The organism is Streptomyces sp. NPDC044002, from assembly GCF_056434525.1.
The window spans coordinates 33,737-56,212 of record NZ_JBWKEZ010000033.1 but is presented as its reverse complement, the minus strand read 5'-3'; the positions used below and the strand labels follow the sequence as shown (position 1 = coordinate 56,212).

Genomic DNA, 22,476 nt, shown 5'->3' with positions numbered 1-22,476 from the left:
TCCCTGGGGGCTCCGCCCCCAGACCCCCGCGCCTCAAACGCCGGCGAGGCTGGATGTATCCAGCCCGCGCGGCGTTTGAGCGCACCGGGCGCGGAGCGCCCGGTATCGGGTCCGGGCGGAGCCCGGGGAACGGGCGAAGGGAGGGTAGGGGAACAGCCCCGCGCAGCGGCACACCCACCCGCACCCGACCCACCGGTCCGGACCACGGGCACCGGCCCGGACCACGGGCACCGGCCCGGGCGAGCCACGCGGGCGGCGCGAGCCGCGCAGGCGGCGCGTCAGGAACAGCAAAACGGGCGGCCGGCCCCACCGCATCGGCCGATCGGATGACCCCCGGGTCAACCGGTGCGGTCGGCGGGCCGAGCCGGTACGGGGACGGGTCGGGGCCCGGTCCGGGCACAGGCTTGGAGGGAGCCAAGCCGACGTCCCAACAGGAGCTGACATGAACACCCGCACCCGCGTTCTCACCGGTACCGCCGTCGCCGTCGTCCTCGGCGCCGGGACCTTCGGCGCCGTCAGCGCCAGCGCCACCCCCGCCGCGCCGGCCAAGAAGGACGCGGACAAGAACTTCACCACCTCCACGCACCTCACCATCGACGCCGCCACCCGCGCCGCGCAGGCCGCGCTGGAGGCCGCCCAGAAGGAGAACCAGAAGGTCACCGTGGCCGTCGTCGACCGCAACGGCAACACGATCGTCACCCTCCGCGGCGACGGTGCGGGCCCGCAGTCCTACGAGTCGGCGCAGCGCAAGGCCTTCACCGCCGTGTCCTGGAACGCCCCGACCTCCGTCCTCGCGGGCCGCCTCGCGCAGGCCCCGAACCTGAAGGACATCCCCGGCACGCTCTTCCTCGGCGGCGGCGCCCCCGTGCAGGCGAACGGCGCCCCGGTCGCCGGCATCGGCGTGGCCGGCGCCCCGAGCGGCGACCTGGACGAGAAGTTCGCCAAGGCTGGCGTGGAGTCCCTGCAGCAGTGAGTTCCCGCTCCGCTCCTTAGGATCGGGGCGTGGAACTCAAGCGCCTGGCCGTCCCCGCCGTCACCGCCCTGCTCGTCCTCGCGACGGGATGTACGGGCGCGACGGTGCAGGGGCGGCCCGGTGCGTCCGGGCTGCGGGACCCGTTCTTCCCGCGGGCGGGCAACGGCGGCTACCAGGTCGAGCACTACGCGCTGGACCTGGCCTACGACCCCGCCGACGGGCAGCTGCACGGCACGGCCGTCATCACCGCCCGCGCCGAGCAGGGGCTCAGCTCCTTCAACCTCGACCTGAGCGGGCTGAAGGTCGAGGGCGTGGACGTGCAGGGCGCGGCGGCGCGGTACAACCGGACCGGCAACGAGCTGACGGTGCGCCCGGCCAAGGACCTGAAGAAGGGCGAGGTCTTCCGTACGACGGTGGACTACACCGGGCGGCCGAAGCCCGTCGTCGATCCCGACGGCTCGCACGAGGGCTGGATCACCACCGAGGACGGTGCGGTCGCCGTCGGCGAACCGGTCGGGTCGATGGGCTGGTTCCCCGGCAACCACCACCCGAGCGACAAGGCCGCGTACGACGTGACGGTCACCGTCCCGGACGGCTACGAGGCCGTGTCCAACGGGCAGCTGCGCTCCCGCCGGGAGGTGGGGGACGGGCAGACCGAGTTCGCGTGGCACAGCCCGGAGCCGATGGCGAGCTACCTGGCGACCGTGGCCATCGGGAAGTTCAAGGTGACCACCGGGCGGACCCCGTCGGGGGTCGCGGTGTACGACGCCGTCGCTCCTGGTGAGGCGGCGGGCAGCGAGGCCGCGCTGAAGCGGCTGCCGGAGATCGTGGAGTGGGGCGGCGCGAAGTTCGGCCCGTACCCCTTCGGCACCGCCGGTTCGATCGTGATGCCCGCGCGGACCCTCGCGTACGCGCTGGAGACGCAGACCAAGCCCGTCTACTCGGGCGCGCCCGACGAGGAGCTCGTGCTGCACGAGCTGGCCCACCAGTGGTTCGGGAACTCGGTCTCGCCGAAGACCTGGAAGGACATGTGGCTCAACGAGGGCTTCGCCACGTACGCGGAGTGGCTGTGGTCCGAGGACCACGGCGGGGTGAGCGCGCAGCGCCGCTTCGAGGCGTTCCTGGCGGGTGACACCTCGGTCGACGACCAGGCCGGCGGGGACTGGGCGGCGTTCCCGCCCGCCGCGCCGCCCGGTGCCGATCACGTCTCGGACGCGCCCGTGTACTACCGGGGTGCGATGGTCCTGCACCGGATCCGGCAGGAGGTGGGGGACGAGAAGTTCTTCGATCTGCTGCGCGGCTGGGCGGCCGACCACCGGTACGGCAACGCGAGCACCGCGGACTTCACGGCGTACGCGGAGCGGCGCACGGGCCATGACCTGAAGAAGGTGTGGGACGTGTGGCTGTACGGGGAGGGCCGCCCCAAGGCGTAGGCATAGGCGTAGGCCGCGGCCCGGAGCGGGCGGCCGGAAGGCGGCGAAGCCCCCTCTCCGGCGTGGCCGGGGAGGGGGCTTCGGCCCGGTGGGACGCGGGTCAGACGTTGACGCCGAAGTCCTGGGCGATGCCGACGAGGCCGGAGGCGTAGCCCTGGCCGACGGCGCGGAACTTCCACTCGGCGCCGTTGCGGTAGAGCTCGCCGAAGACCATGGCGGTCTCGGTGGCCGCGTCCTCGGAGAGGTCGTAGCGGGCGATCTCGGCGCCGCCGGCCTGGTTCACGACGCGGATGTAGGCGTTGCGGACCTGGCCGAAGTTCTGGCTGCGGGTCTCGGCGTCGTAGATCGACACCGGGAAGACGATCTTGTCGACGTCGGCGGGCAGGCCCGCGAGGTTGACGTTGATGGCCTCGTCGTCGCCCGCGCCCGCGCCCGTGCGGTTGTCGCCGGTGTGGACGATGGTCTGGTCCGGGGTGGACTTGTTGTTGAAGAAGACGAAGTGGCCGTCGGAGACGACCTTGCCCATCGCGTTGACCGCGATGGCCGAGGCGTCGAGGTCGAAGTCGACACCGGTCGTCGTGCGCACGTCCCAGCCGAGGCCGACCGTGACGGCGCTGAGGCCCGGGGCCTCCTTCGAGAGCGAGACGTTGCCGCCCTTGGACAGGCTTACTGCCATTTTGACTGGTGTCCTTCCTCGACGGTTGACCGCGATATGGGGTCAAGTTACCGCTGCCCTTCATAACGCGGGGAGGGGGCGCGGAGGTTCCTGGACACGGAAATGAGGGTGACGGGGGCGCGGGCGGGGGCCGATCATAGGGCCATGCCTGGTCCCTATGTCATCCGTGGTTCCGTCGTGCTCCCCGAGGCGGAGCTCGCCTGGCGGTTCTCGCGTTCCTCCGGGCCGGGCGGCCAGCACGTCAACACCTCCGACTCGCGCGTGGAGCTGCTGTTCGACCTGGCGGCGACCAAGGCGCTGCCGGAGGTGTGGAAGGAGCGGGCGCTGGAGCGGCTCGCGTCCCGGCTGGTGGACGGGGTGGTGACGGTACGGGCCTCCGAGCACCGCTCGCAGTTCCGCAACCGGGAGATGGCGCTGGTCCGGCTGGCCTCGCTGCTGGCGGAGGCCACGGCCCCGCCGCCGAAGCCGCGCCGGGCGACGAAGATCCCCCGGGGCATCAACGAGCGGCGCCTGCGGGAGAAGAAGGCCCGCGGCGAGACCAAGCGGAACCGCAGCTCGCGCGACTGGTAGCGGCCGCGCCCGGGTGCCTACGGCGCCAGGTGGCGGTAGCGGCCGCGGAAGTACGTCAGCGGCGGCGCGTCCGGGACCGGCAGGCCGGCGCCGAGGACGCGGCCGACGACGAGGGTGTGGTCGCCCGCGGTGACGCGGGACTCGGTGCGGCACTCCAGGGTGGCGAGCGCGCCGCTCAGCAGCGGTGCGCCGGACAGGGCGCCGCGTACGTAGGGCAGCCCCTCGAACAGCAGCCGGTCGCTGATCCGGCCCTTCATCGAGAACCGGCCGGCCACCTGGAGCTGGCTGTCCGCGAGGAGGGAGACCGCCCACAGCGGCTGCTCGGCGAGCAGGTCGTCCATCCGGGACCCCTCGCGCACGCTGACCAGGACGAGCGGCGGGTCCAGGGAGACCGACATGAACGCGGTGGCCGTCATGCCGACGTCCTCGCCGCGCGGGCCGTCGGCGCTCAGGGGCGGCTCGTGCGCGGTGATCAGGCACACGCCCGCCGCCAGCCGGGACATGGCGGCCCGGAACTCGTCGTTGCTCACCCCCTCAGGATGGGGGGTGGTGAGCGCGGGGGCCGGGTGTACGGACGGGTGTACGGCTGGGTGTACGGGGGTCGTATTGGGCACGTACCGAACGCTAGTCCCGCCCCCGTGCGGCGCACATCGGCCCCTGGTCCGAGCCGTGTCCCCGCCCCGCGCCCTAGGCCGGGCGTATCGTTTGCGTCCGGGAAGGAGGGGGAGCGCTCCCACTCCGTACGCCCCTCTCGGCACGGCCCTTCTTCATCTCATGTGACTTGAGTCACAGAGGGCAAGATTTGTTGACCCTGTGTACCTGCCGCACAGCTCACTGTGATTCAGTGGACGGGACACCGCAACGAAACGCCGATGACAAACCTGGAGTTGCTGTCGAGGTCTCGGGGAGAGCGAGCAATGGAGACCGAGTCGGAGCCGTACGTCCGTCTTGCGACCCTGCGGCAGCTGCACCAGGTGGTGGCCGAGCTCAACACGGCCCGCAGCCTGGCGGACACCCTGCAGACCGTCGTGGACGGCATCGTCAGGGGCCTCGGCTACGAACTCGCCTGTGTCAACCTCGTACGCCCCGACGGCGATCTCGTCGTCGCCGCCTTCGCAGGTGACCCCGCCGCCGAGGCCCTGATCACCGGCCGCGTCGGCTCCCGCGCCGCCTGGGAACGCCGCCTGACCATGGGCGAGGACTGGGACGGCCTGCGCTTCATCCCGCACACCGAGGGCTGGGTCCTGATGGAGGACGACGTCCCCCAGTGGCACACCGACGGCCCCGATCCGCGCTTCCTGGACGAGTGGCACCCCGAGGACCGGCTCTACGCCCCCATGTACGCGACCGGCGGGGAACTTCTGGGTGTCATTTCGGTGGACAGGCCGCGCAACGGGCGCCGCCCCGGCGCCTGGGGCCGCGAAGCGCTCCAGATGTACGCCTTCCAGGCCGCCATTGCGATCAGCAACGCGAGGCTGCGCGCGAACATGCAACGGGCCCTCGTCCGGCTGGAGCGCGAGCAGCAGGCCCTGCGGGCGAGTGAAGAGTCGTTCCGGCAGGCCTTCGAGTACGCACCCAGCGGCATGGCCATCGCCGAGATGGGCGGCGACCAGCACGGACGGCTGCTGCGGACCAACGACGCCCTGTGCCGCCTGCTGGGCCGGCCCGCCTCCGTCCTGCGCCGCTACTCCTTCTCCGACCTCGTCCACCCCGAGGACATCGGCACCCTGCTGCGCACCTCCGCCGAGGGCGGCCGCGCCGAACTGCGCCTCGGACGGCGCGACGGCACGTACGTGTGGGTCTCGCTGCGCAACTCCGTCGTCGCCGACGCCGCCGACGGCCCCCGCTTCCTGCTCACGCACGTCGAGGACATCGAGGAGCGCAAGCGGCACGAGCTCCAGCTCGCGCACCGGGCCAGCCACGACTCCCTCACCGGCCTGCCCAACAGCGCCGAACTGCGCTCCCGGCTCGGCGCACGCCTGTGCCGCCGCCCCCAGTCCGTACGGGCCGGCGCGGTCGAGGCGCTGGACGCGGCGTACGAGGGCCGCCCCGAGGCGGGTGGTGCCGGCGAGCACGGCTTTCCACCCGAGGGGCAGCACCCCGGGCAGCACCACGCCTACGACAACGGCTTCCCCGCCGCCCCCGCCGCCGGGCAGGCGGCCGACCCCTTCGACTTCCCCGGCGCCTTCCCGGGCAGCCCGGACGGCCCGTACGACCACCACGTGCACACGGTGGCGCCCGCCACCGACGTCGACGACGGCACGAAGGGCCTCGCCGTCCTCTTCTGCGACCTCGACGGCTTCAAGTCGATCAACGACCGGTTCGGCCACCACACCGGCGACGCCGTCCTCATCGAGGTCGCCCGCCGCCTGACGACGGGCGTCAGGGACGGTGACACCGTCGCCCGGCTGGGTGGTGACGAGTTCGTCGTCCTCGCCGACGGCCTGGGCGCCGCCGACGCCGCCGACCTCGCCGTACGGCTGCGCAACGCGATCATCCCGCCGATCCGGGTCGACGGCCGCGCGGTCCGCGTGGGCGCGAGTTTCGGCATCGGCTGGGCCAGCTGCGGAATGTCCGCGGACGAGGTGCTGCGCTCCGCCGACCAGCGGATGTACATCGAGAAGCGGTCCCGTTCCAAGGCGCACCGGCGGGCCGGCTGAGTCCGATGGCCACCCGTGTGCGCACGTGTTCGGGGTAGGCTCCCGTGGGTCGAAAGGAGTGACCTGCGATGACGACGCCCGCGAACAACGGCCCGCACGGTGGGGCCAACCAGCCCGGGGACGATGACCCGTTCGGCTACCTCTACGCGGACGGCCAGGCCGCCGGAGCCACCCCGCCCGGTCAGGGCGGCGGATACGGCTACCCCGGCCCGACGGCCGGCGGACCGCCCGGCACACAGCCCGGCGTCCCCCGGACCTCGTACAACCAGGTGCGCACGGTCGGCGAGCGTACGTACGGCGGCCAGCGCGGCGCCGTCCCGCAGCAGCAGCCCCCGCAGGCCTACCAGGCCCAGTACCAGGCCCCCGAAGCCCTCCAGGCGAACGGCTACGGCGTCCCGCAGCAGCCGTCCGCGCAGACCGCGCACACCCAGCCGGTCCCGCCCCGCCGCGGCGGCCGCGGCGGTGGCGGCGGTGGCGGCTCCAGCCGCCGGGGCCTGCTGATCGCGGCCGTCGCGGTCGTGGCGGCCATCGGCATCGGCATCGGCGCGGCCGTGGTCTTCGGCAAGGACAAGGACAAGGGCGACAAGAACCAGGCGGTCGGCCCGACCCCGGCGGCGCAGCCCTCGAAGAACTCCGAGCCCCAGACGAGCGCCTCCCCGGAGCCCTCCAAGACCCCGCTGCCCAAGGGCGAGGCCGCCGGCGCCGGCATGGCCCTCACCGGCGGGGCGACGCTGCAGAACAGCGTCGCCGGGTCCAAGAGCTCGGGCGGCCAGTACGTCGGCAACTTCAACCATGAGGGCGCCGCCCTGACCTGGACGGCCGAGCTGCCCGAAGCCGGCGACTACACGCTGAACGTCAACTACGCGGTGCCGGGCAAGGACGCGAAGGTCACGCTGACGGTCAACGGGCAGACCCCCACGCAGTCCCTGAACCTGGCCAACTTCTCCAAGGCCGAGGCGGGCGTCTGGGACAAGGGCTGGACCCGGACCTACGCCTTCGTCACCCTCAAGAAGGGTACGAACACGATGAAGATCTCGTGTGAGGCCGGCAACCAGTGCGACGCCATATTCGATCAGCTGCGCCTCACCTCCGGCTGGGCCAAGGGCTGACGGCCGGCCGGCGACGGTCGGTCGGCGAGGGCCGGCCGGCGACGGAAGCCACGAGGGGGAGACGCACCGGGTGCGTCTCCCCCTCGGCCGTTCCCGCGACGCGCCTACGGGGCGGGCAGCGGCACGGCCCTGACCTGCGGGGCGATCTCCTCGTACGTACGCGGGTCGAAGTCCCCCGCCGTCGGGGCGTGCACGGTGGCCGCGGAGAGGGCCACCGCGCGGGCCAGGCGTCCGGGCCAGTCCAGGCCCTGGGTCAGGGCGGAGAGCAGGCCCGCGACGGCGGAGTCGCCCGCTCCGGTGGGGTTGCCGCGCAGCGCGCGGGGCGGGGCCGCCTCCCAGGTGCCGTCGGGGGTGGCGGCGAGCAGCCCGGCGGGGCCCAGGGAGGTCACCACCGCCTGGGCGCCCCGGCGGCGGGCGTCACGGGTCGCGGGGAGCGGGTCGCGGGCGCCGGTCAGCTCCGCCAGTTCGGCCGCGTTCGGCTTGATGATGTCCGGCCGGGCGGCGACGCCGCGGCGCAGGGCCTCGCCGCTGGTGTCGAGCAGCACGGGGAGCCCGGCCGCGCGGGCCGCCCGCACGAGGGCCGCGTACGCGCCGACCGGGACGCCCGGGGGCAGGCTGCCGCACAGGGCCACCGCGCGGGCGCCGGTGAGGAGTTCGGCGTACCGCTCCAGGAAGGCGGCCCATTCGGCCGCGGAGATCAGCGGGCCGGGCTCGTTGAACTGGGTGGTGTCGCCGGTGCTCTCGTCGACGACGGCCAGGGTGCGCCGGGTGGTGCCCGCGCAGGGGACGAGGGCGTCGGTCACCCCGGGTGCGGCGGCGAGGAGTTCGCGTACGGTCTGCCCGGCGGGGCCGCCCGCGAAGCCCGTCGCCGTGACCTCCTCGCCGAGCGCGCCGAGCACCCGGGCCACGTTCAGGCCCTTGCCGCCGGCGCGTTCGGTGACACCGGTGACCCGGTGGGAGGTGTGCGGCAGCATGCGCGGCACGCGGTGGGTGACGTCGAGCGCGGTGTTGAGCGTCACGGTGAGGATCATGGCCAGCCCCGGTCTTGGTGTGTGCCGGGATCATGCCAAATCGAGGGCGGCCATCCCAGCCCCGTGGGCGGGCCGCCCCCTTTGCGCCGTATGAAAGGCCGGTTCAGTCCAGCGGGCTGACGATCCATTCGCCGCGCCGCATGACGCCCTTGACGTCGAACGCGGCGTCGAGGACCACCAGGTCGGCGTACTTGCCGGGCTCCAGCGAGCCGACCTCGTCGTAGAGGCCGAGCAGCTTGGCCGGGTTGGCCGAGATCGCCTGGACCACGGACTCGACGGGCAGCCGGTCCACCGTCACCGACCGCTTGAACGCGGTGTCCAGAGTCAGCGTCGAGCCGGCGATGGAACCGCCCTCGACGAGCCGGGCGACGCCGTCCTTGACCTCCACCTCCAGCGGGCCGAGGTGGTAGGTGCCGTCGCCGAAGCCGGCCGCGTCCATCGCGTCGGTGATCAGCGCGACGCGGTGCGCGCCCGCGTGGTGGAAGGCCAGCTCCAGCATCGCCGGGTGCAGGTGGGTGCCGTCGTTGATCAGCTCGACGGTGACCCGCTCGTCCTCCAGCAGTGCCGCGATCGGGCCGGGCGCGCGGTGCTCCAAGCCGGGCATGGCGTTGTACAGGTGGGTGGCGACGGTCGCGCCGGCGTCGATGGCCTGGCGGGTCTGGTCGTACGTGGAGTCGGTGTGGCCGATCGCGGCGATGACCCCGTGCTCGGCCAGCAGCCGTACGGAGTCCAGGCCGCCGGGGAGTTCGGTGGCGAGGGTGACCATGCGGGCGGCGCCGTGCGCGGCGTCGACGAGCTTGCGGACCTCGGCCGGGTCGGGGTCGCGCAGCAGGTCGGCCTTGTGGGCGCCCTTGCGGCACGGGTTGATGAACGGGCCCTCGAAGTGGATGCCGGCGATCTCGCCCTGCTGGGTGAGCTCGGCGAGCAGCCCGGCGCGGCGGGCCAGTTCGTCCAGGTCGCCGGTGACGGTGGAGGCGACGAGGGTGGTGGTGCCGTGCTCGCGGTGGGTCCGTACGCCCGTGAGGACCTCCTCGGCGGTGCCGGAGGTGAAGGAGGCGCCGCCGCCGCCGTGGTTGTGCATGTCCACGAAGCCCGGGACGATCCAGTGCCCGGACAGGTCGACGACCGTGGCGTCCTCGGGGGCGCTGCCCGCGATCCGGGCGCCCTCGACGATGACGCGGCCGCCCGCCACGATCCCGGTGGGCAGCACCACCCTCGCGCCGGAGAGAACGGTGCTCTGTGCGCTTCCGGACATCAGGCAGGTACCTCCGTGGCGAGTAGGTCCCAGGCGAGGAGTCCTGCGCCCAGGCATCCGGCGGTGTCCCCGAGGGCAGCCGGAACGATCTCGGGCAGCCGCTGGAACGTCACGCGCTCCTCGACGGCCGTCCTCAGTGGTGTGAACAAGGTTTCCCCCGCCTCGGCGAGCCCGCCACCGATGATCAGCGTGCTCGGGTCCAGCAGGGTGATCGCGGTGACCAGGCCGTCGGCGAGGGCGCCGATGGCGGCCAGCCAGACCTCGCGGGCGGCCGGGTCGCCGGACTCGACGGCCTTGGCGCAGTCGGCGGCGTCGGCGTCGGGGTCGCCGGAGGCGGTGGCCCAGGCGCGGCTGACGGCGGAGGCGGAGGCGAGGGTCTCCAGGCAGCCGTGCTGGCCGCAGCCGCAGGCGGGGCCGCCGGGGCGGACCACGATGTGCCCGATCTCGCCCGCGTAGCCGTGGGCGCCGGCCTCGATGCGGCCGGCGATGCCGATGGCGCCGGCGATGCCGGTGCCGAGCGGGACGAAGAGGAAGCGCTGGGCGCCCAGGCCCGCGCCGATGCGGCCCTCGGCGAGTCCGCCCGTGCGGACGTCGTGGCCGAGGGCGACCGGGATCCCGCCGAGGCGGGCGGTGAGCAGGTCGCGCATCGGTACGTCCCGCCAGCCCAGGTTCGCCGCGTACACGGCGGTGCCGCGCTCGGCGTCGACGATGCCGGGGACGGCGACGCCGGCGGCGGAGGCGGGCGCGCCGAAGCGTTCCCGGCCGAGGTCGAGGAGCTCGGCGGCGAAGTCCAGGATCGTCTCGACGACGGCGTCGGGGCCCCGCTCGCGGCCGGTGGCGCGGCGTGCCTCGTGCAGCAGGGTGCCGTCCGCCCCGATCAGGGCGGCCTTGATCCCGGTGCCGCCCACATCGAGGGCGATGACGTGTTTCACGGGTTTCACAGCAGACAGTCTCGCGTGCTCGGCGGGGAAAGGTCTAGTCCATTGGAGGGGATTGTTGACCGGCCATACAAATTCGGACCGCCCAAGTGACACAGTCCGGAAACAGTCCGCGGCAGACCCCGTTCCGGATGTGGAGGAGCCGCCAAAGTGGTGTAGACCTTACGTCGGATCGTACGTACAACCTGGGGTGGATCAAGAACTGTGAAGGGCCGTTACCTGAGGCCGGCCGCGACCGGCGCCGCACTGTCCCTGACCCTGGCGACGCTGGCGGGCTGCGGAACCGTGTCCGGCCTCACCGGGGACAACGACGTGACCCTGCGGGTCGTGGCGGCCGACTACGGGGACAATCCGCAGAACTCCTCCGCCGGCTACTGGAAGAACCTCGCCACCGCCTTCGAGAAGGACAACCCCGGCGTCCACGTCGAGGTCAGCGTCTACTCCTGGTCGGAGGTCGACGCCAAGGTCGCCGCGATGGTCAAGGCCGGCAAGGCCCCCGACATCGCCCAGATCGGCGCCTACGCCGACTACGCCGAAGCCGGCAAGCTCTACACCGCCGACGAACTGCTCTCCGTCACCACCGAGGCCGACTTCCTCGCCCCCCTCGCCGACGCGGGCAAGGTCAAGCGGGTCCAGTACGGGATGCCGTTCGTCGCCAGCACCCGGCTGCTCTTCTACAACACCAAGCTCCTCGGCGACGCCGGCATCATCCCCAAGGACGGCAGCACCCCCTGGCAGCCCAAGAGCTGGGCGGACATCGAAGCCGCCGCCAAGAAGCTCAAGGCCGCCAACGTCCCCACCCCCTTCGCACTGCCGCTCGGCCGCGAAGAGGCCCAGGCCGAGACGATGATGTGGATGCTCGCGGGCGGCGGCGGCTACACCGACAACGAGGAGGCGTACTCGATCGACTCCGCGGAGAACGTCAAGTCGCTGGAGTTCCTCCGCGACAAGATGGTCGGCCAGCAGCTCACCGGCCCCGTCGAACCGGCCAAGCTCGACCGCCAGGCCGCCTTCGACGCCTTCACGCGCGGCGAGGTCGGCATGCTCAACGGCCACCCCACCCTGCTGAAGCAGGCCGCCGGCAAGGGCGTGAAGTTCGGCATGGTCGCCATGCCCACCATCGACGGCACCGACCACTCCACCATGGGCGTCGCCGACTGGGTCATGGCGTTCAAGAACGGCCACAAGAAGGAGTCCGGGAAGTTCCTGGACCTCCTCTTCTCCGCGAAGAACGTGACCACCTTCACCAACCAGTACGACCTCCTGCCCGTCACCACCAGCGGCTACCGGGCCATGGCCGGCAGCACCGGCGGCTCGGCCACACAGCTGAGGACCTTCCTCGCCGCCCTCCCCAACGCCCGGCTCTACCCCGTCGGCAAGAAGTCCTGGGCCGGGGTCAGCGAGGACGTCAAGCAGAACATCGGCAAGACCGTCGCACCGGGCGGACAGCCCGCGAAGGTCCTGGAGGAGATCGCCGTCGCCGCGCGCAAGGCGGACGGGGAGAAGTAGCCCCGCGGGACACGGGCCGGGGCGGTGTCGGTGGGCGGCGTTAATCTGGCCGTATGACGGACGGCGGGCAGGCGGGTGACACGGGCGGCGCGGCGGCGGACCGGGCCCCCGGGCCGCTGACCGCCGCCGAGGCCGCCGTACTCGCCTACGAAGGCCGCAGCTGGCCCGGCCCCGGCGCCAAGGAGCGCGCGATACGCGAGGCCCTCGGCCTCACCCCGGTCAGCTACTACCAGCTCCTCAACGCCCTCATGGACGACCCCCGCGCCCTCGCCCACGCCCCCGGCACCGTCAACCGCCTCCGCCGCATCCGCGCCGCCCAGCGCGCCCGGCGGTAGGGGGCGGGGGCGGGGGCGCCGACGCTCCGGCGGGCGGCCGGGCCGGACCTGCCGGAGCCCGCCCGGAGCGGCCTCCGCGAAGGCTGGGCGGGCTTCGCGCCCCGCCGGTAGGGTCGACCGTATGGGGAGCCAGCCGCATGATCCGCAGCCGATGCCCGTGCCCGCCACCGCAGCCGGACGCGAGGGACTCGAAGCCCTCCTCCGCGCACCCCGCAGAGCCGTCATCGCCCTCGACTTCGACGGCACCCTCGCCGAGATCGTCCCCGACCCCGACCAGGCCCGCGCCCACCCCGACGCCGTCCCCGCGCTCGCCGCGCTCGCGCCCCAGGTCGAAGCCGTCGCCGTCGTCACCGGCCGGCCCGCCGGCGTCGCCGTACGCCACGGCGGCTTCGCCGGTATACCCGGCCTGGAGCACCTCGTCGTCCTCGGCCACTACGGAGCCGAGCGCTGGGACGCCGTCACCGGCATCGTCCGCGCCCCCGCCGAACACCCCGGCGTCGCCGCCGTACGGGCCGAACTGCCGGGCTTCCTCGACGCCATCGGCGCGTGGCGCGGGACCTGGATCGAGGAGAAGGGCCAGGCCCTCGCCGTCCACACCCGCCGCGCCGAAGACCCCGCGGCCGCCTTCGACGCCCTCCGCGAACCCCTCGCGGAACTCGCCGCCCGCCACGGCCTGATGGTCGAGCCGGGCCGCGCCGTCCTGGAACTGCGCCCGCCGGGCATGGACAAGGGCGTCGCACTGACCGAGTTCCTCACGGAGCGCGGAGCCGAAGCCGTCCTGTACGCGGGCGACGACCTGGGCGACCTCGCGGCGTACTCGGCGGTCGAGAAGCGCCGGGCCGACGGCCTCCCGGGCCTCCTGGTCTGCAGCGGCTCGGCGGAAGTCCCCGAACTCGCAGCCCGAGCCGACCTCGTCCTCCCCGGCCCGGCAGCGGTAACGGCATTCCTGGCACAGCTGGCGGGGGCCCTGCGGGGGTGAGGGGGCGGGGCCGACGGTGCGGGCCCGCTATCTCCCCCTCGACCCCACGGGGTCGAGGGGGAGATAGCGGGCCCCCAGCGGGAGTGCTCACTCCCCCAGCGCCTCCAGCTGGGCTTCGAACCAGGCCGCCGGGGGGAGGGCCGTGGCGGCGGCCGCCAGGCGCTTCGTGCGTTCCGCCCGCTCGTCCGCCGGCATCGTGAGGGCCTCGTGGAGGGCTTCGGCCGTCGCCGTGACGTCGTACGGGTTGACCGTCAGGGCGTTCGTGTGGAGTTCCTCGTACGCTCCCGCCCCCGTGGAGAGGACCAGCGCGCAGCCCGCCTCCGAGACGACCGGGATCTCCTTCGCGACGAGGTTCATGCCGTCCCGCACCGGGTTGATCAGGGCCACGTCCGCCAGCCGGTAGGCGGCGAGGGAGCGGGCGAAGTCGTCCTGGACGGAGACCAGGACCGGCTGCCAGTCGTCCGTGCCGAACTCCGCGTTGATCTCCTCGGCCAGTTCGCGCACCGACTCGGTGTAGTCCCGGTACACCTTGAGGTCCTGCCGGGACGGGTAGGCGGACGCCAGGTGGACGACGCGGCCGCGCCACTCGGGGTGGGCGGTCAGGAGCTCGCGGTAGGCGAGGAGGCCGCGCAGGATGTTCTTCGACAGTTCCGTGCGGTCGACGCGGACGATCGTCTTGCGGTCGCCCACCTCGGCCCGGAGCGCGGCGAGCTTGTCGTCGACCTCCGGCCGGTGGGCCAGTGCCCGCAGGTCGTCCCCGTCGACGCCGAGGGGGTAGGCGTTCACCGGGGTGAACCGCCTCTCCCCGTACCAGCCGGTCTCCGTCATCCTGCGGTGGTGGACCCCGGGGCCGCTGTTCCGGGGGATGGACGGTTCCGCGATGCCGCGCTCGTCGTCGGCGTGCGCGCCGCTGACGAAGCTGACCGCCCAGAGCTCGGTGTGGAACCCCAGCAGGTCCGCCCCCAGCATCCCCCACACCAGGTCGCTCCTGATGTCGTCCGGGAGCATCCCCAGGAACTCGTGGGACCCCCACGGCGTGTGCGTGAAGTGCGCGATCCGCAGGTCCGGGCGCAGTGCGCGCAGCTGCCCCGGGACCAGGGCGAGGTGGTAGTCCTGGACGAGGACGCGGGCGCCCTCGGCGGCCTCCTCGGCGAGGGCTTCGGCGAAGGCCCGGTTGTAGGCGGTGTACGAGTCCCAGCGCCGCCGGAACTCCGCGTCGAAGACGGGTTCGCGGGGGACGTCGTAGAGGTGGTGGTGGGTGAACCAGAGCACGGAGTTCGCGATGCCGTTGTAGGCGTCGTCGTACACGGCGGGGTCGATGTCCAGCATCCGGACGCCCGGCTCGGAGACGCCGCGGCGGACCGCCTCCCGGTCGGCGTCGGAGAGGGCCGCGCAGATCCACAGGGCCTCCGGCTGGGCCGCGAGCGCCGCGGACAGGCCGGAGACGAGGCCGCCGCCGCCGCGCCGGGCGCTGAGGGTGCCGTCGGTGTCGAGGGTGTACGAGAGCGGGCCGCGGTTGGCGGCGACGAGTACCTGGGGAGCCACGGGGGAAGCCATGCCGCGAACCTAGCCCGGGGCCCGCTCGCTCAAACGTCCGGGAAATGTCCGGTTCGTCACGCCGCTTCGTCACGCCGGGTTCGTCACGCCACGCGCCGGACCGCGTACTCCTGGACCTCCGCCATCGGCGGCCGCTCCTCCGTGTCCACGGCGTACGTGCGCGGCACGAACCCGTCCGGCCCGCGCTCGAACTGCGTCAGCTCCGGCCGTACGAGGTGCCCGCGCGAGAGCCTCAGCTGCGCGGTGCGGTAGATCGCGGCGGCCATCCGGCCCAGGGCCTGCCCGTCCTGGTGCCGGTGCAGCCGGACCCCCACGTCCACCTGGGCGAGCGCGTCCAGTCCGACCGTGTGCAGCGCGTCCACGAGCAGGCCCAGCTCCACCCCGTACCCGACGGGGAAGGGGAGGCGTTCCAGCAGGGAGCGGCGTACGGCGTACTCGCCGCCCAGCGGCTGGACGAAGCCGGCCAGCTGGGGCCAGTGGAGGTTGAGGAGCGGGCGGGCCACCAGCTCCGTGACGCGCCCGCCCTGGCCGGGCGCGTCGCCGAGGGGCCGGTCGTACATGGCCTTGACGAACTGCACCTGCGGGTCGGTGAGCAGCGGTCCGACGATCCCGGAGACGAAGGCGGAGTCGAAGTCCCGCAGGTCGGCGTCGACGAAGCAGACGATGTCGCCGGTGGTGGCCAGCAGGGAGCGCCACAGCACCTCGCCCTTGCCGGGCAGGGCCGGGATGCGGGGCAGGATCGAGTCGCGGTGCACGACGCGGGCGCCGGCCTTGGCCGCGACCTCGGCCGTACGGTCGGTGGAGCCGGAGTCGACGACCACCAGCTCGTCCACCAGGGGGACGGGCGGGGCCTCGATCAGGTCGCGCCGGATGGTCTCGACGATCTCCCCGACGGTGGCCTCCTCGTCGAGCGCGGGCAGCACCACGCTCACCGTCGTCCCGGCCGCCCGTTTCCGGTCGAGCAGCTGGTCGAGCGGTCGGTCGGCGGCGGACCAGGAGCGGTCTGCCAGCCAGCGCTCCACCTCATCCAGCACTCTCAGCACCCCTTGGGCATCTCTCCGCGGGTTCCGCGGTCTCTGTGGCACTCGGCCTATTTGGGCCGAATTGTGATCCATCTCGCGGTTCGGACGGCTGTCTCAACCACCCGTCCCGTCGGTTACAGTCTTGAACAACGCGAGAGACCACCGCATGCCGGGGGTCCCGCGCACAAACGCACCGGCGCGCCACAGAGCGCGTGTGTCCGGTGCCATACCGCTCATCCAGAGGGGCAGAGGGACACGGCCCGTTGAAGCCCCGGCAACCCTCCAGTCGGTTCTCGCCAGCGCGAGGCCCCGGCTAGGGAAGGTGCCAATTCCGTCTCATGGCGAAGTGCGCCATGGGGAAGATGAGGAGAAAGGGCCTCGCCATCATGGCTGCACAGACTGTCGCCACCTCTGTCGACCTCGGACCCGCCACCGGACTTTCCTGTCGCGAGTGCGGTACCCGCTTCGAGCTCGGCCCCATCTTCGCCTGCGTCGAGTGCTTCGGCCCCCTGGAAGTCGCCTATGAGCTGCCGCTCGGCGACCCGGAGGCCCTGCGCGCCGCGATCGAGGCCGGTCCGAACAACATCTGGCGCTACGCGCCGCTGCTGCCCGTCCCGGCGGACGTGGCCGCCAAGCCGAACCTGAACCCCGGCTTCACCAAGCTGGTGGACGCCGAGAACCTGGCCAAGGAGCTGGGCGTCACCGGCAAGCTCTACGTCAAGGACGACTCCGGCAACCCGACGCACTCCTTCAAGGACCGTGTCGTGGCCATCGCCGTCGAGGCCGCCCGTGCCTTCGGCTTCACCACCCTGTCCTGCTCCTCCACCGGCAACCTGGCCGGCGCCGTCGGCGCCGCGGCCGCCCGGGCGGGCCTGCGGTCCTGCGTGTTCATCCCGCACGACCTGGAGCAGGGCAAGGTCGTCATGGCCGGTGTCTACGGCGGCGACCTGGTCGGCATCGAGGGCAACTACGACGACGTCAACCGCTTCTGCTCCGAGCTCATCGGCGACCCGCTGGGCGAGGGCTGGGGCTTCGTCAACGTCAACCTGCGCCCCTACTACGGCGAGGGCTCCAAGACGCTGGCGTACGAGATCTGCGAGCAGCTCGGCTGGCAGCTGCCCGACCAGATCGTCATCCCGATCGCGTCCGGCTCCCAGCTGACGAAGATCGACAAGGGTCTCCAGGAGCTGATCAAGCTCGGCCTCGTCGAGGACAAGCCGTACAAGATCTTCGGCGCCCAGGCCGAGGGCTGCTCCCCGGTGTCCACCGCCTTCAAGGCCGGCCACGACGTGGTCCGCCCGCAGAAGCCGAACACCATCGCCAAGTCGCTGGCCATCGGCAACCCGGCGGACGGCCCGTACGTCTTGGACATCGCGCGGCGCACCGGCGGCTACGTCGAGGACGTCAACGACGAGCAGGTCGTCGAGGCCATCAAGATCCTCGCGCGCACCGAGGGCATCTTCGCCGAGACCGCGGGCGGCGTGACCGTCGGCGTGACGAAGAAGTTGATCGAGAACGGGCAGCTCGACCCGGCGCTGACCACGGTGGTCCTGAACACCGGTGACGGACTCAAGACCCTGGAGGCGGTGGCCGCGGACAGCGGCCAGACGGCCACCATCCGCCCGAGCCTGGACGCGTTCCGCGCCGCCGGCCTGGCCTGACCCCCACCTGCTTCCCCCTGACACACCCGGAAAGGCGGTAGCGCCATGAGCGTCAACGTCCGCATCCCCACCATCCTGCGCACCTACACCGGCGGCGTCGCCGAGGTCCCGGCCGAGGGCGCGACCCTCGCCGAGGTCATCGAGTCCCTGGAGAAGAACCACCCGGGCATCGCCGCGCGCGTCCTGGATGACCAGGGCAAGCTGCGCCGCTTCGTGAACGTCTACGTCAACGACGACGACGTGCGCTTCGAGGGCGGCCTGCAGACGGCGACGCCGGACGGCGCCGGCGTCTCGATCATTCCGGCCGTGGCCGGCGGCTGCTGATTCGCGGCCCGGTTCGCGGCTGACGCGTTCAGATCAGAATTGCCCCCTCCGCTAAAAGCGGAGGGGGCAATTCTGCTTGATTGGGCGCGGTAGAGTTGGGGCAGTCCCCTCCGTTGTCCATGCCCGCCGCATATGAGCGGGCGGACGGATGGTTGACATTGAGTCAACATGAGCGTGCCTTTTGGGCCTTTGGTGCCGCTTGTCTGGCCCGAGTTGCCCTGGAATAAGCCAGGATTTCACCTTATTTCCAGGTTTCCGTGTGTCCAGATTTCTCGTCGGATTGACCTGTTGCTGACAGCACCGGTGCGGATACATTCAGCCGCGGTCGAGGCGTTCCGGCGCAAGTTCTGACCCGGGACCGCGAAGTGCGGTCCTGCGCAAGGGCCAGTAATAGGGGAGTTAGGCATGGCTCAGGGCACCGTCAAGTGGTTCAACGCGGAGAAGGGCTACGGCTTCATCGCGGTCGACGGTGGTGCGGATGTGTTCGTCCACTACAGCGCCATCCAGATGGACGGGTACCGCACCCTTGAAGAGGGTCAGCGGGTCGAGTTCGAGATCTCGCAGGGCCAGAAGGGTCCGCAGGCGGACATGGTCAAGCTCGCGGCCGGCTGAGTCGGAGCGAACGCGATCGGCCACCGACGCACGCACAGACGCTTGAGGGGCCCACATCCTGGACAGGGATGTGGGCCCCTCCTGCGTGTCGCCCCGCGTCATTGCCGTGTCGCCGCCGCGCCGCCCGCGTGTTGCCTGAAGCCGCTTGCACTCGTGGGGGTCGAGTGCTAATCATTGGCGTTAGCACTCTCCCGGTGAGAGTGCTACCAAAACGAGGACCGGGTCGGTGAGGCCCGCAGGGTCCGGCGGGACGGAACCGCTGGATCCGCAGGCCGTCCGTCGCGGGCGCGGGCGCGGTCCGGAGCAATCCACCCTCCCCTCACGCCTGGCGGCGCAGGGGGAACCCCAGTCCTGGAGGACCACTTCAGATGGCCAAGATCATCGCGTTCAACGAGGAGGCCCGGCGCGGTCTCGAGCGTGGCATGAACCAGCTCGCCGACGCCGTCAAGGTCACCCTTGGCCCCAAGGGTCGCAACGTCGTCCTTGAGAAGAAGTGGGGCGCCCCCACGATCACCAACGACGGTGTCTCCATCGCCAAGGAGATCGAGCTCGAGGACCCGTACGAGAAGATCGGCGCCGAGCTGGTCAAGGAAGTCGCCAAGAAGACGGACGACGTCGCCGGTGACGGTACGACCACCGCGACCGTCCTCGCCCAGGCGCTCGTCCGCGAGGGTCTGCGCAACGTGGCCGCCGGCGCCAACCCGATGGCCCTCAAGCGCGGTATCGAGAAGGCCGTCGAGGCCGTCTCCGCCGCCCTGCTGGCCCAGGCCAAGGATGTCGAGACCAAGGAGCAGATCGCTTCCACGGCCTCCATCTCCGCCGCCGACACCCAGATCGGCGAGCTCATCGCCGAGGCCATGGACAAGGTCGGCAAGGAAGGCGTCATCACCGTCGAGGAGTCCCAGACCTTCGGTCTGGAGCTGGAGCTCACCGAGGGCATGCGCTTCGACAAGGGCTACATCTCGGCGTACTTCGCCACCGACATGGAGCGTATGGAGGCGTCCCTCGACGACCCGTACATCCTGATCGTCAACTCCAAGATCGGCTCGGTCAAGGACCTGCTGCCGCTCCTGGAGAAGGTCATGCAGTCCGGCAAGCCGCTGCTGATCATCGCCGAGGACGTCGAGGGCGAGGCCCTGTCGACCCTGGTCGTCAACAAGATCCGCGGCACCTTCAAGTCCGTCGCCGTCAAGGCCCCGGGCTTCGGCGACCGCCGCAAGGCCATGCTCGGCGACATCGCCATCCTCACGGGCGGCACGGTCATCTCCGAGGAGGTCGGCCTCAAGCTGGAGAACGCCGGTCTCGACCTGCTCGGCCGCGCCCGCAAGGTCGTCATCACCAAGGACGAGACCACCATCGTCGACGGTGCCGGTGACAGCGACCAGGTCCAGGGCCGCGTCAACCAGATCCGCGCCGAGATCGAGAACTCCGACTCGGACTACGACCGCGAGAAGCTCCAGGAGCGCCTCGCGAAGCTGGCCGGCGGCGTGGCCGTCATCAAGGCCGGTGCCGCGACCGAGGTCGAGCTCAAGGAGCGCAAGCACCGCATCGAGGACGCCGTCCGCAACGCGAAGGCGGCCGTCGAAGAGGGCATCGTCGCCGGCGGTGGCGTGGCCCTGCTGCAGGCCTCCTCGGTCTTCGAGAAGCTGGAGCTCACCGGTGACGAGGCGACCGGCGCCAACGCCGTGAAGCTCGCGCTGGAGGCCCCGCTGAAGCAGATCGCCGTCAACGGTGGTCTCGAGGGTGGCGTCGTCGTCGAGAAGGTGCGCAACCTGACCGTCGGCCACGGCCTGAACGCCGCGACCGGCGAGTACGTCGACATGATCGCCGAGGGCATCATCGACCCGGCGAAGGTCACGCGCTCCGCGCTGCAGAACGCCGCGTCCATCGCCGCGCTCTTCCTGACCACCGAGGCCGTCATCGCCGACAAGCCGGAGAAGGCCGCCGCCGCTCCGGGCGGCATGCCGGGCGGTGACATGGACTTCTGATCGGCCCCTGGCTGATCGGCTGTTCTCGAACGAGGGCGGTACCCCGCAAGGGGTGCCGCCCTCGGGCGTTGGGGGCGGGGGTCAGTGGGCGGCGTAGTCCTGGAGTTCCTCGGTGGCGAGCGAGAATCCGACCGGCTCGGGGAGGGCGAGGGTCCCGCCGTAGGCGCAGGACCTCTCCTGGCGGTAGCGTCCGCCCTCCGGCTCGCTGTGCACGGTGAGCGTGTCGCTGTCGCGATCGATCAGCAAGAACACGGGAATGCCCGCCTGTGCGTAACCCTCGCGCTTGTCCTGCCGGTCGCGACGCTCGGTGTCGTGGTCGTGCGAGGCCACCTCGACGGCCATCAGCACTCCAGCGGGGTCGGACCATTCGCCGTGCCCGGAGAAATGACGCTTCGGCGCGAGAACCCCGTCCGGCCGGGCGCGACCGTTGCGGTACTGCTCGATGCGGAGCCCACGCTCGCGGTACAGGCGCAGATCGGGGCGGTGCGCCATGCACTGGTCCGCGACCCACATGATGATCTCGTCGTGGTCGCCGTCGGGCACCGGCTTGACCTCCAGCTTTCCTTTGATGAATTCGAGCGTCACTGTCTCGGGTGCGCGGCGGGCCAGCGTCTCGAAGTCCGTCAGGGACATCTGGGCGTGCGCGGCGGTGCTGGGGGTCATGGCGTTGCCTCCTCGACACCATGGTGCCCCGGTTCGGCGACGGTGGAGGGGCGGACTGGTCATCGGCGGTTCCTTTCGCGGACGAGTGCCGCACGGGCGCGGACCTCGGCCGGGGTGAGGGGCGGGGTGAAGACCGGCGGGCGGGGGGCTTCGGGGCGGCAGGCGCGGCAGCGGCCCTCGGTGAAGGCGCCGGGCGGGCCGGGGGCGCGGCATTCGGTGCACTCGGCGCGGGGTGGGGGTGGGGGTGGAGCGTCTGCCGGGGCCGGTGCGGCGGGGAGTTTGGACTCCAGGCGTTTGCGGACCAGGGCCGCCGGGTGGTGGACCACGGGCGGCAGGCCGGCGGTGAGGGCGAGCCGGATCCGGTCGGGGGAGGCTCCCTGGGCCAGCCAGGGGACGAGGAGCGGGGCGAGGGCCGTGCAGTCGGCCTTGGACAGTGCCAGGGCGGGGGCGGTGCGGCCGAGGGAGGAGAGGATGGCGTACGCGTCATCCGGGGCATCGGTCCGGGCCGGGGGCACCGGTGTGGGTGGTGGCGGGGCCGTCGGTGCGGGGCAATCCCTCTGGGTGAACCGGGCCCACCAGGCGCCGTCGCGGGCCGTGCGGGAGAAGAACGTACGGGTGACCCAGCGGGTGACCGGTCCGGGCAGCCGCTCCCGTACGCGGTGCAGGTGCCCGGCGGTGGCCAGCCGGTTGAGGGCGGTGCGCAGGGCGCACTGGCCCCACAGGGGCAGGACGGCGGCGAGGGTCTTCACGCTGATGTCGGCGCCGTCCGGCAGCCGGTCGAGGTACCCGGCGACGGCCGCCTCACGGGCCGGGAGGTGCGCGAAGTCGCGGGCGGTGCGGGGCGCTTGCTCCGGCGCGGCGATTTTGCCGTAGCCGGGCTTGGCCAGGGGGTGCGGGGCAGCACTAAGCTGAACGACATCCATAGGATCGTGCGCTTTCGATCTCGATGGTCAGGCCCTCGTTTGGTGTTGCCGCACCAGCGGGGGCCGATTTACGTTTCCAGCCGCAAGGTAGGCCCTGATGGCCCTGCGTGGCAAGCCGGTCACGGATCGTCATCCCGCCTGGTATGGGCGGGCGTTGGGGAGGGCGGTGGGTGGTGGTGGGCTCCGCCCACCACCCATTCCACAGACAAAGGGCTCGGACTCTCGGGACTTGAGCCCCGGGGCCGCGCGGGTGCCCGG

21 protein-coding genes and 1 riboswitch are annotated in these 22,476 nt (G+C 72.1%); of the genes, 12 read left to right on the top strand and 9 right to left on the bottom strand.

Annotated features, from left to right (window positions below):
• Positions 1 to 442: 442 nt before the first annotated feature.
• Both AC07A6_RS23830 and AC07A6_RS23825 read left to right on the top strand, forming a co-directional pair.
• Positions 443 to 973, top strand: coding sequence for a GlcG/HbpS family heme-binding protein (locus AC07A6_RS23830; protein WP_386272878.1), 531 nt, complete (start codon positions 443 to 445; stop codon positions 971 to 973).
• Positions 974 to 1,002: 29 nt separating this feature from the next.
• Positions 1,003 to 2,406 carry a M1 family metallopeptidase gene (locus AC07A6_RS23825; RefSeq protein WP_478778435.1) on the top strand — a complete coding sequence of 468 codons (1,404 nt, stop codon included), beginning with the start codon at positions 1,003 to 1,005 and terminating at the stop codon, positions 2,404 to 2,406.
• Positions 2,407 to 2,506: 100 nt separating this feature from the next.
• Here AC07A6_RS23825 and AC07A6_RS23820 read toward each other — a convergent pair whose 3' ends face one another.
• The gene (locus tag AC07A6_RS23820; protein ID WP_362469626.1) at positions 2,507 to 3,082 is read right to left on the bottom strand and encodes a TerD family protein; all 576 of its coding nucleotides are present in this window, start codon (positions 3,080 to 3,082) and stop codon (positions 2,507 to 2,509) included.
• A gap of 144 nt (positions 3,083 to 3,226) precedes the next feature.
• On the opposite strand from AC07A6_RS23820, the gene arfB reads away from it, so the two are divergent.
• Entirely contained in the window at positions 3,227 to 3,652 is a 426-nt protein-coding gene (gene arfB / locus AC07A6_RS23815; protein ID WP_362469623.1) for an alternative ribosome rescue aminoacyl-tRNA hydrolase ArfB, read from the top strand.
• A gap of 17 nt (positions 3,653 to 3,669) precedes the next feature.
• Here arfB and AC07A6_RS23810 read toward each other — a convergent pair whose 3' ends face one another.
• A complete protein-coding gene (locus tag AC07A6_RS23810) occupies positions 3,670 to 4,266 on the bottom strand; it encodes a flavin reductase family protein (protein ID WP_478778434.1) in 597 nt (198 codons plus the stop codon).
• A 303-nt stretch (positions 4,267 to 4,569) separates the two neighbouring features.
• On the opposite strand from AC07A6_RS23810, the gene cdgB reads away from it, so the two are divergent.
• A complete protein-coding gene (gene cdgB / locus AC07A6_RS23805; protein WP_362469616.1) occupies positions 4,570 to 6,312 on the top strand; it encodes a diguanylate cyclase CdgB in 1,743 nt (580 codons plus the stop codon).
• 68 nt (positions 6,313 to 6,380) lie between these two features.
• Entirely contained in the window at positions 6,381 to 7,421 is a 1,041-nt protein-coding gene (locus AC07A6_RS23800; RefSeq protein ID WP_362469613.1) for a CBM35 domain-containing protein, read from the top strand.
• A 104-nt stretch (positions 7,422 to 7,525) separates the two neighbouring features.
• On the opposite strand, the gene AC07A6_RS23795 is transcribed toward AC07A6_RS23800, so the two are convergent.
• From AC07A6_RS23795 to AC07A6_RS23785, 3 genes are all read right to left on the bottom strand, one after another.
• Entirely contained in the window at positions 7,526 to 8,452 is a 927-nt protein-coding gene (locus tag AC07A6_RS23795; protein ID WP_362469610.1) for a 1-phosphofructokinase family hexose kinase, read from the bottom strand.
• Between the two features lie 103 nt (positions 8,453 to 8,555).
• A complete protein-coding gene (nagA, locus tag AC07A6_RS23790; protein WP_478778433.1) occupies positions 8,556 to 9,707 on the bottom strand; it encodes an N-acetylglucosamine-6-phosphate deacetylase in 1,152 nt (383 codons plus the stop codon).
• On the bottom strand, positions 9,707 to 10,639 hold the full coding sequence (locus tag AC07A6_RS23785) for an ROK family protein (RefSeq protein WP_362469638.1): 933 nt from the start codon (positions 10,637 to 10,639) through the stop codon (positions 9,707 to 9,709). The genes nagA and AC07A6_RS23785 overlap by 1 nt, the downstream gene beginning before the upstream one ends.
• Positions 10,640 to 10,849: 210 nt before the next feature.
• On the opposite strand from AC07A6_RS23785, the gene AC07A6_RS23780 reads away from it, so the two are divergent.
• The 3 genes from AC07A6_RS23780 to otsB all read left to right on the top strand — a co-directional run bounded on the left by AC07A6_RS23780 (position 10,850) and on the right by otsB (position 13,468).
• Positions 10,850 to 12,154, top strand: a complete 1,305-nt coding sequence (locus tag AC07A6_RS23780; protein ID WP_478778432.1) for an extracellular solute-binding protein — start codon at positions 10,850 to 10,852, stop codon at positions 12,152 to 12,154.
• A gap of 53 nt (positions 12,155 to 12,207) precedes the next feature.
• Entirely contained in the window at positions 12,208 to 12,489 is a 282-nt protein-coding gene (locus AC07A6_RS23775) for a DUF3263 domain-containing protein (protein WP_386272873.1), read from the top strand.
• Between the two features lie 121 nt (positions 12,490 to 12,610).
• Positions 12,611 to 13,468 (top strand): trehalose-phosphatase, encoded by an 858-nt coding sequence (otsB, locus tag AC07A6_RS23770; protein WP_478778431.1) that lies wholly within the window; start codon positions 12,611 to 12,613, stop codon positions 13,466 to 13,468.
• Positions 13,469 to 13,555: 87 nt separating this feature from the next.
• Here otsB and AC07A6_RS23765 read toward each other — a convergent pair whose 3' ends face one another.
• Together AC07A6_RS23765 and AC07A6_RS23760 are read right to left on the bottom strand one after the other, a co-directional pair.
• Positions 13,556 to 15,025, bottom strand: a complete 1,470-nt coding sequence (locus AC07A6_RS23765) for an alpha,alpha-trehalose-phosphate synthase (UDP-forming) (RefSeq protein ID WP_478778430.1) — start codon at positions 15,023 to 15,025, stop codon at positions 13,556 to 13,558.
• 83 nt (positions 15,026 to 15,108) lie between these two features.
• Positions 15,109 to 16,059, bottom strand: coding sequence for a glucosyl-3-phosphoglycerate synthase (locus tag AC07A6_RS23760; RefSeq protein ID WP_478778429.1), 951 nt, complete (start codon positions 16,057 to 16,059; stop codon positions 15,109 to 15,111).
• A gap of 218 nt (positions 16,060 to 16,277) precedes the next feature.
• Positions 16,278 to 16,416, top strand: a riboswitch (SAM riboswitch).
• Positions 16,417 to 16,433: 17 nt separating this feature from the next.
• Here AC07A6_RS23760 and thrC point away from each other — a divergent pair.
• From thrC to groL, 4 genes are all read left to right on the top strand, one after another.
• The gene (gene thrC / locus AC07A6_RS23755; RefSeq protein WP_362469589.1) at positions 16,434 to 17,708 is read left to right on the top strand and encodes a threonine synthase; all 1,275 of its coding nucleotides are present in this window, start codon (positions 16,434 to 16,436) and stop codon (positions 17,706 to 17,708) included.
• A 45-nt stretch (positions 17,709 to 17,753) separates the two neighbouring features.
• Positions 17,754 to 18,032, top strand: coding sequence for a MoaD/ThiS family protein (locus AC07A6_RS23750; protein ID WP_249767117.1), 279 nt, complete (start codon positions 17,754 to 17,756; stop codon positions 18,030 to 18,032).
• 405 nt (positions 18,033 to 18,437) lie between these two features.
• Positions 18,438 to 18,644, top strand: a complete 207-nt coding sequence (locus AC07A6_RS23745) for a cold-shock protein (RefSeq protein WP_008743607.1) — start codon at positions 18,438 to 18,440, stop codon at positions 18,642 to 18,644.
• Between the two features lie 368 nt (positions 18,645 to 19,012).
• Positions 19,013 to 20,632 carry a chaperonin GroEL gene (gene groL, locus AC07A6_RS23740; RefSeq protein ID WP_362469583.1) on the top strand — a complete coding sequence of 540 codons (1,620 nt, stop codon included), beginning with the start codon at positions 19,013 to 19,015 and terminating at the stop codon, positions 20,630 to 20,632.
• 81 nt (positions 20,633 to 20,713) lie between these two features.
• Here the strand turns inward: groL and AC07A6_RS23735 are convergent, their stop codons facing one another.
• Both AC07A6_RS23735 and AC07A6_RS23730 read right to left on the bottom strand, forming a co-directional pair.
• Positions 20,714 to 21,295, bottom strand: a complete 582-nt coding sequence (locus AC07A6_RS23735) for a Uma2 family endonuclease (RefSeq protein WP_478778428.1) — start codon at positions 21,293 to 21,295, stop codon at positions 20,714 to 20,716.
• 59 nt (positions 21,296 to 21,354) lie between these two features.
• Positions 21,355 to 22,218: a hypothetical protein gene (locus AC07A6_RS23730; RefSeq protein WP_478778427.1), complete on the bottom strand. Its 864-nt coding sequence runs from the start codon at positions 22,216 to 22,218 to the stop codon at positions 21,355 to 21,357.
• Between the last annotated feature and the right edge of the window lie 258 nt (positions 22,219 to 22,476).

Bases quoted from the DNA above. Each gene is read 5' to 3' on its own strand.
- AC07A6_RS23830 (WP_386272878.1), top strand. From the start codon at position 443: ATGAACACCCGCACCCGCGTTCTCACCGGTACCGCCGTCGCCGTCGTC.
- AC07A6_RS23820 (WP_362469626.1), bottom strand. From the start codon at position 3,082: ATGGCAGTAAGCCTGTCCAAGGGCGGCAACGTCTCGCTCTCGAAGGAG.
- arfB (WP_362469623.1), top strand. From the start codon at position 3,227: ATGCCTGGTCCCTATGTCATCCGTGGTTCCGTCGTGCTCCCCGAGGCG.
- cdgB (WP_362469616.1), top strand. From the start codon at position 4,570: ATGGAGACCGAGTCGGAGCCGTACGTCCGTCTTGCGACCCTGCGGCAG.
- AC07A6_RS23800 (WP_362469613.1), top strand. From the start codon at position 6,381: ATGACGACGCCCGCGAACAACGGCCCGCACGGTGGGGCCAACCAGCCC.
- AC07A6_RS23795 (WP_362469610.1), bottom strand. From the start codon at position 8,452: ATGATCCTCACCGTGACGCTCAACACCGCGCTCGACGTCACCCACCGC.
- nagA (WP_478778433.1), bottom strand. From the start codon at position 9,707: ATGTCCGGAAGCGCACAGAGCACCGTTCTCTCCGGCGCGAGGGTGGTG.
- AC07A6_RS23775 (WP_386272873.1), top strand. From the start codon at position 12,208: ATGACGGACGGCGGGCAGGCGGGTGACACGGGCGGCGCGGCGGCGGAC.
- otsB (WP_478778431.1), top strand. From the start codon at position 12,611: ATGGGGAGCCAGCCGCATGATCCGCAGCCGATGCCCGTGCCCGCCACC.
- AC07A6_RS23765 (WP_478778430.1), bottom strand. From the start codon at position 15,025: ATGGCTTCCCCCGTGGCTCCCCAGGTACTCGTCGCCGCCAACCGCGGC.
- thrC (WP_362469589.1), top strand. From the start codon at position 16,434: ATGGCTGCACAGACTGTCGCCACCTCTGTCGACCTCGGACCCGCCACC.
- AC07A6_RS23750 (WP_249767117.1), top strand. From the start codon at position 17,754: ATGAGCGTCAACGTCCGCATCCCCACCATCCTGCGCACCTACACCGGC.
- AC07A6_RS23745 (WP_008743607.1), top strand. From the start codon at position 18,438: ATGGCTCAGGGCACCGTCAAGTGGTTCAACGCGGAGAAGGGCTACGGC.
- groL (WP_362469583.1), top strand. From the start codon at position 19,013: ATGGCCAAGATCATCGCGTTCAACGAGGAGGCCCGGCGCGGTCTCGAG.
- AC07A6_RS23735 (WP_478778428.1), bottom strand. From the start codon at position 21,295: ATGACCCCCAGCACCGCCGCGCACGCCCAGATGTCCCTGACGGACTTC.
- AC07A6_RS23730 (WP_478778427.1), bottom strand. From the start codon at position 22,218: ATGGATGTCGTTCAGCTTAGTGCTGCCCCGCACCCCCTGGCCAAGCCC.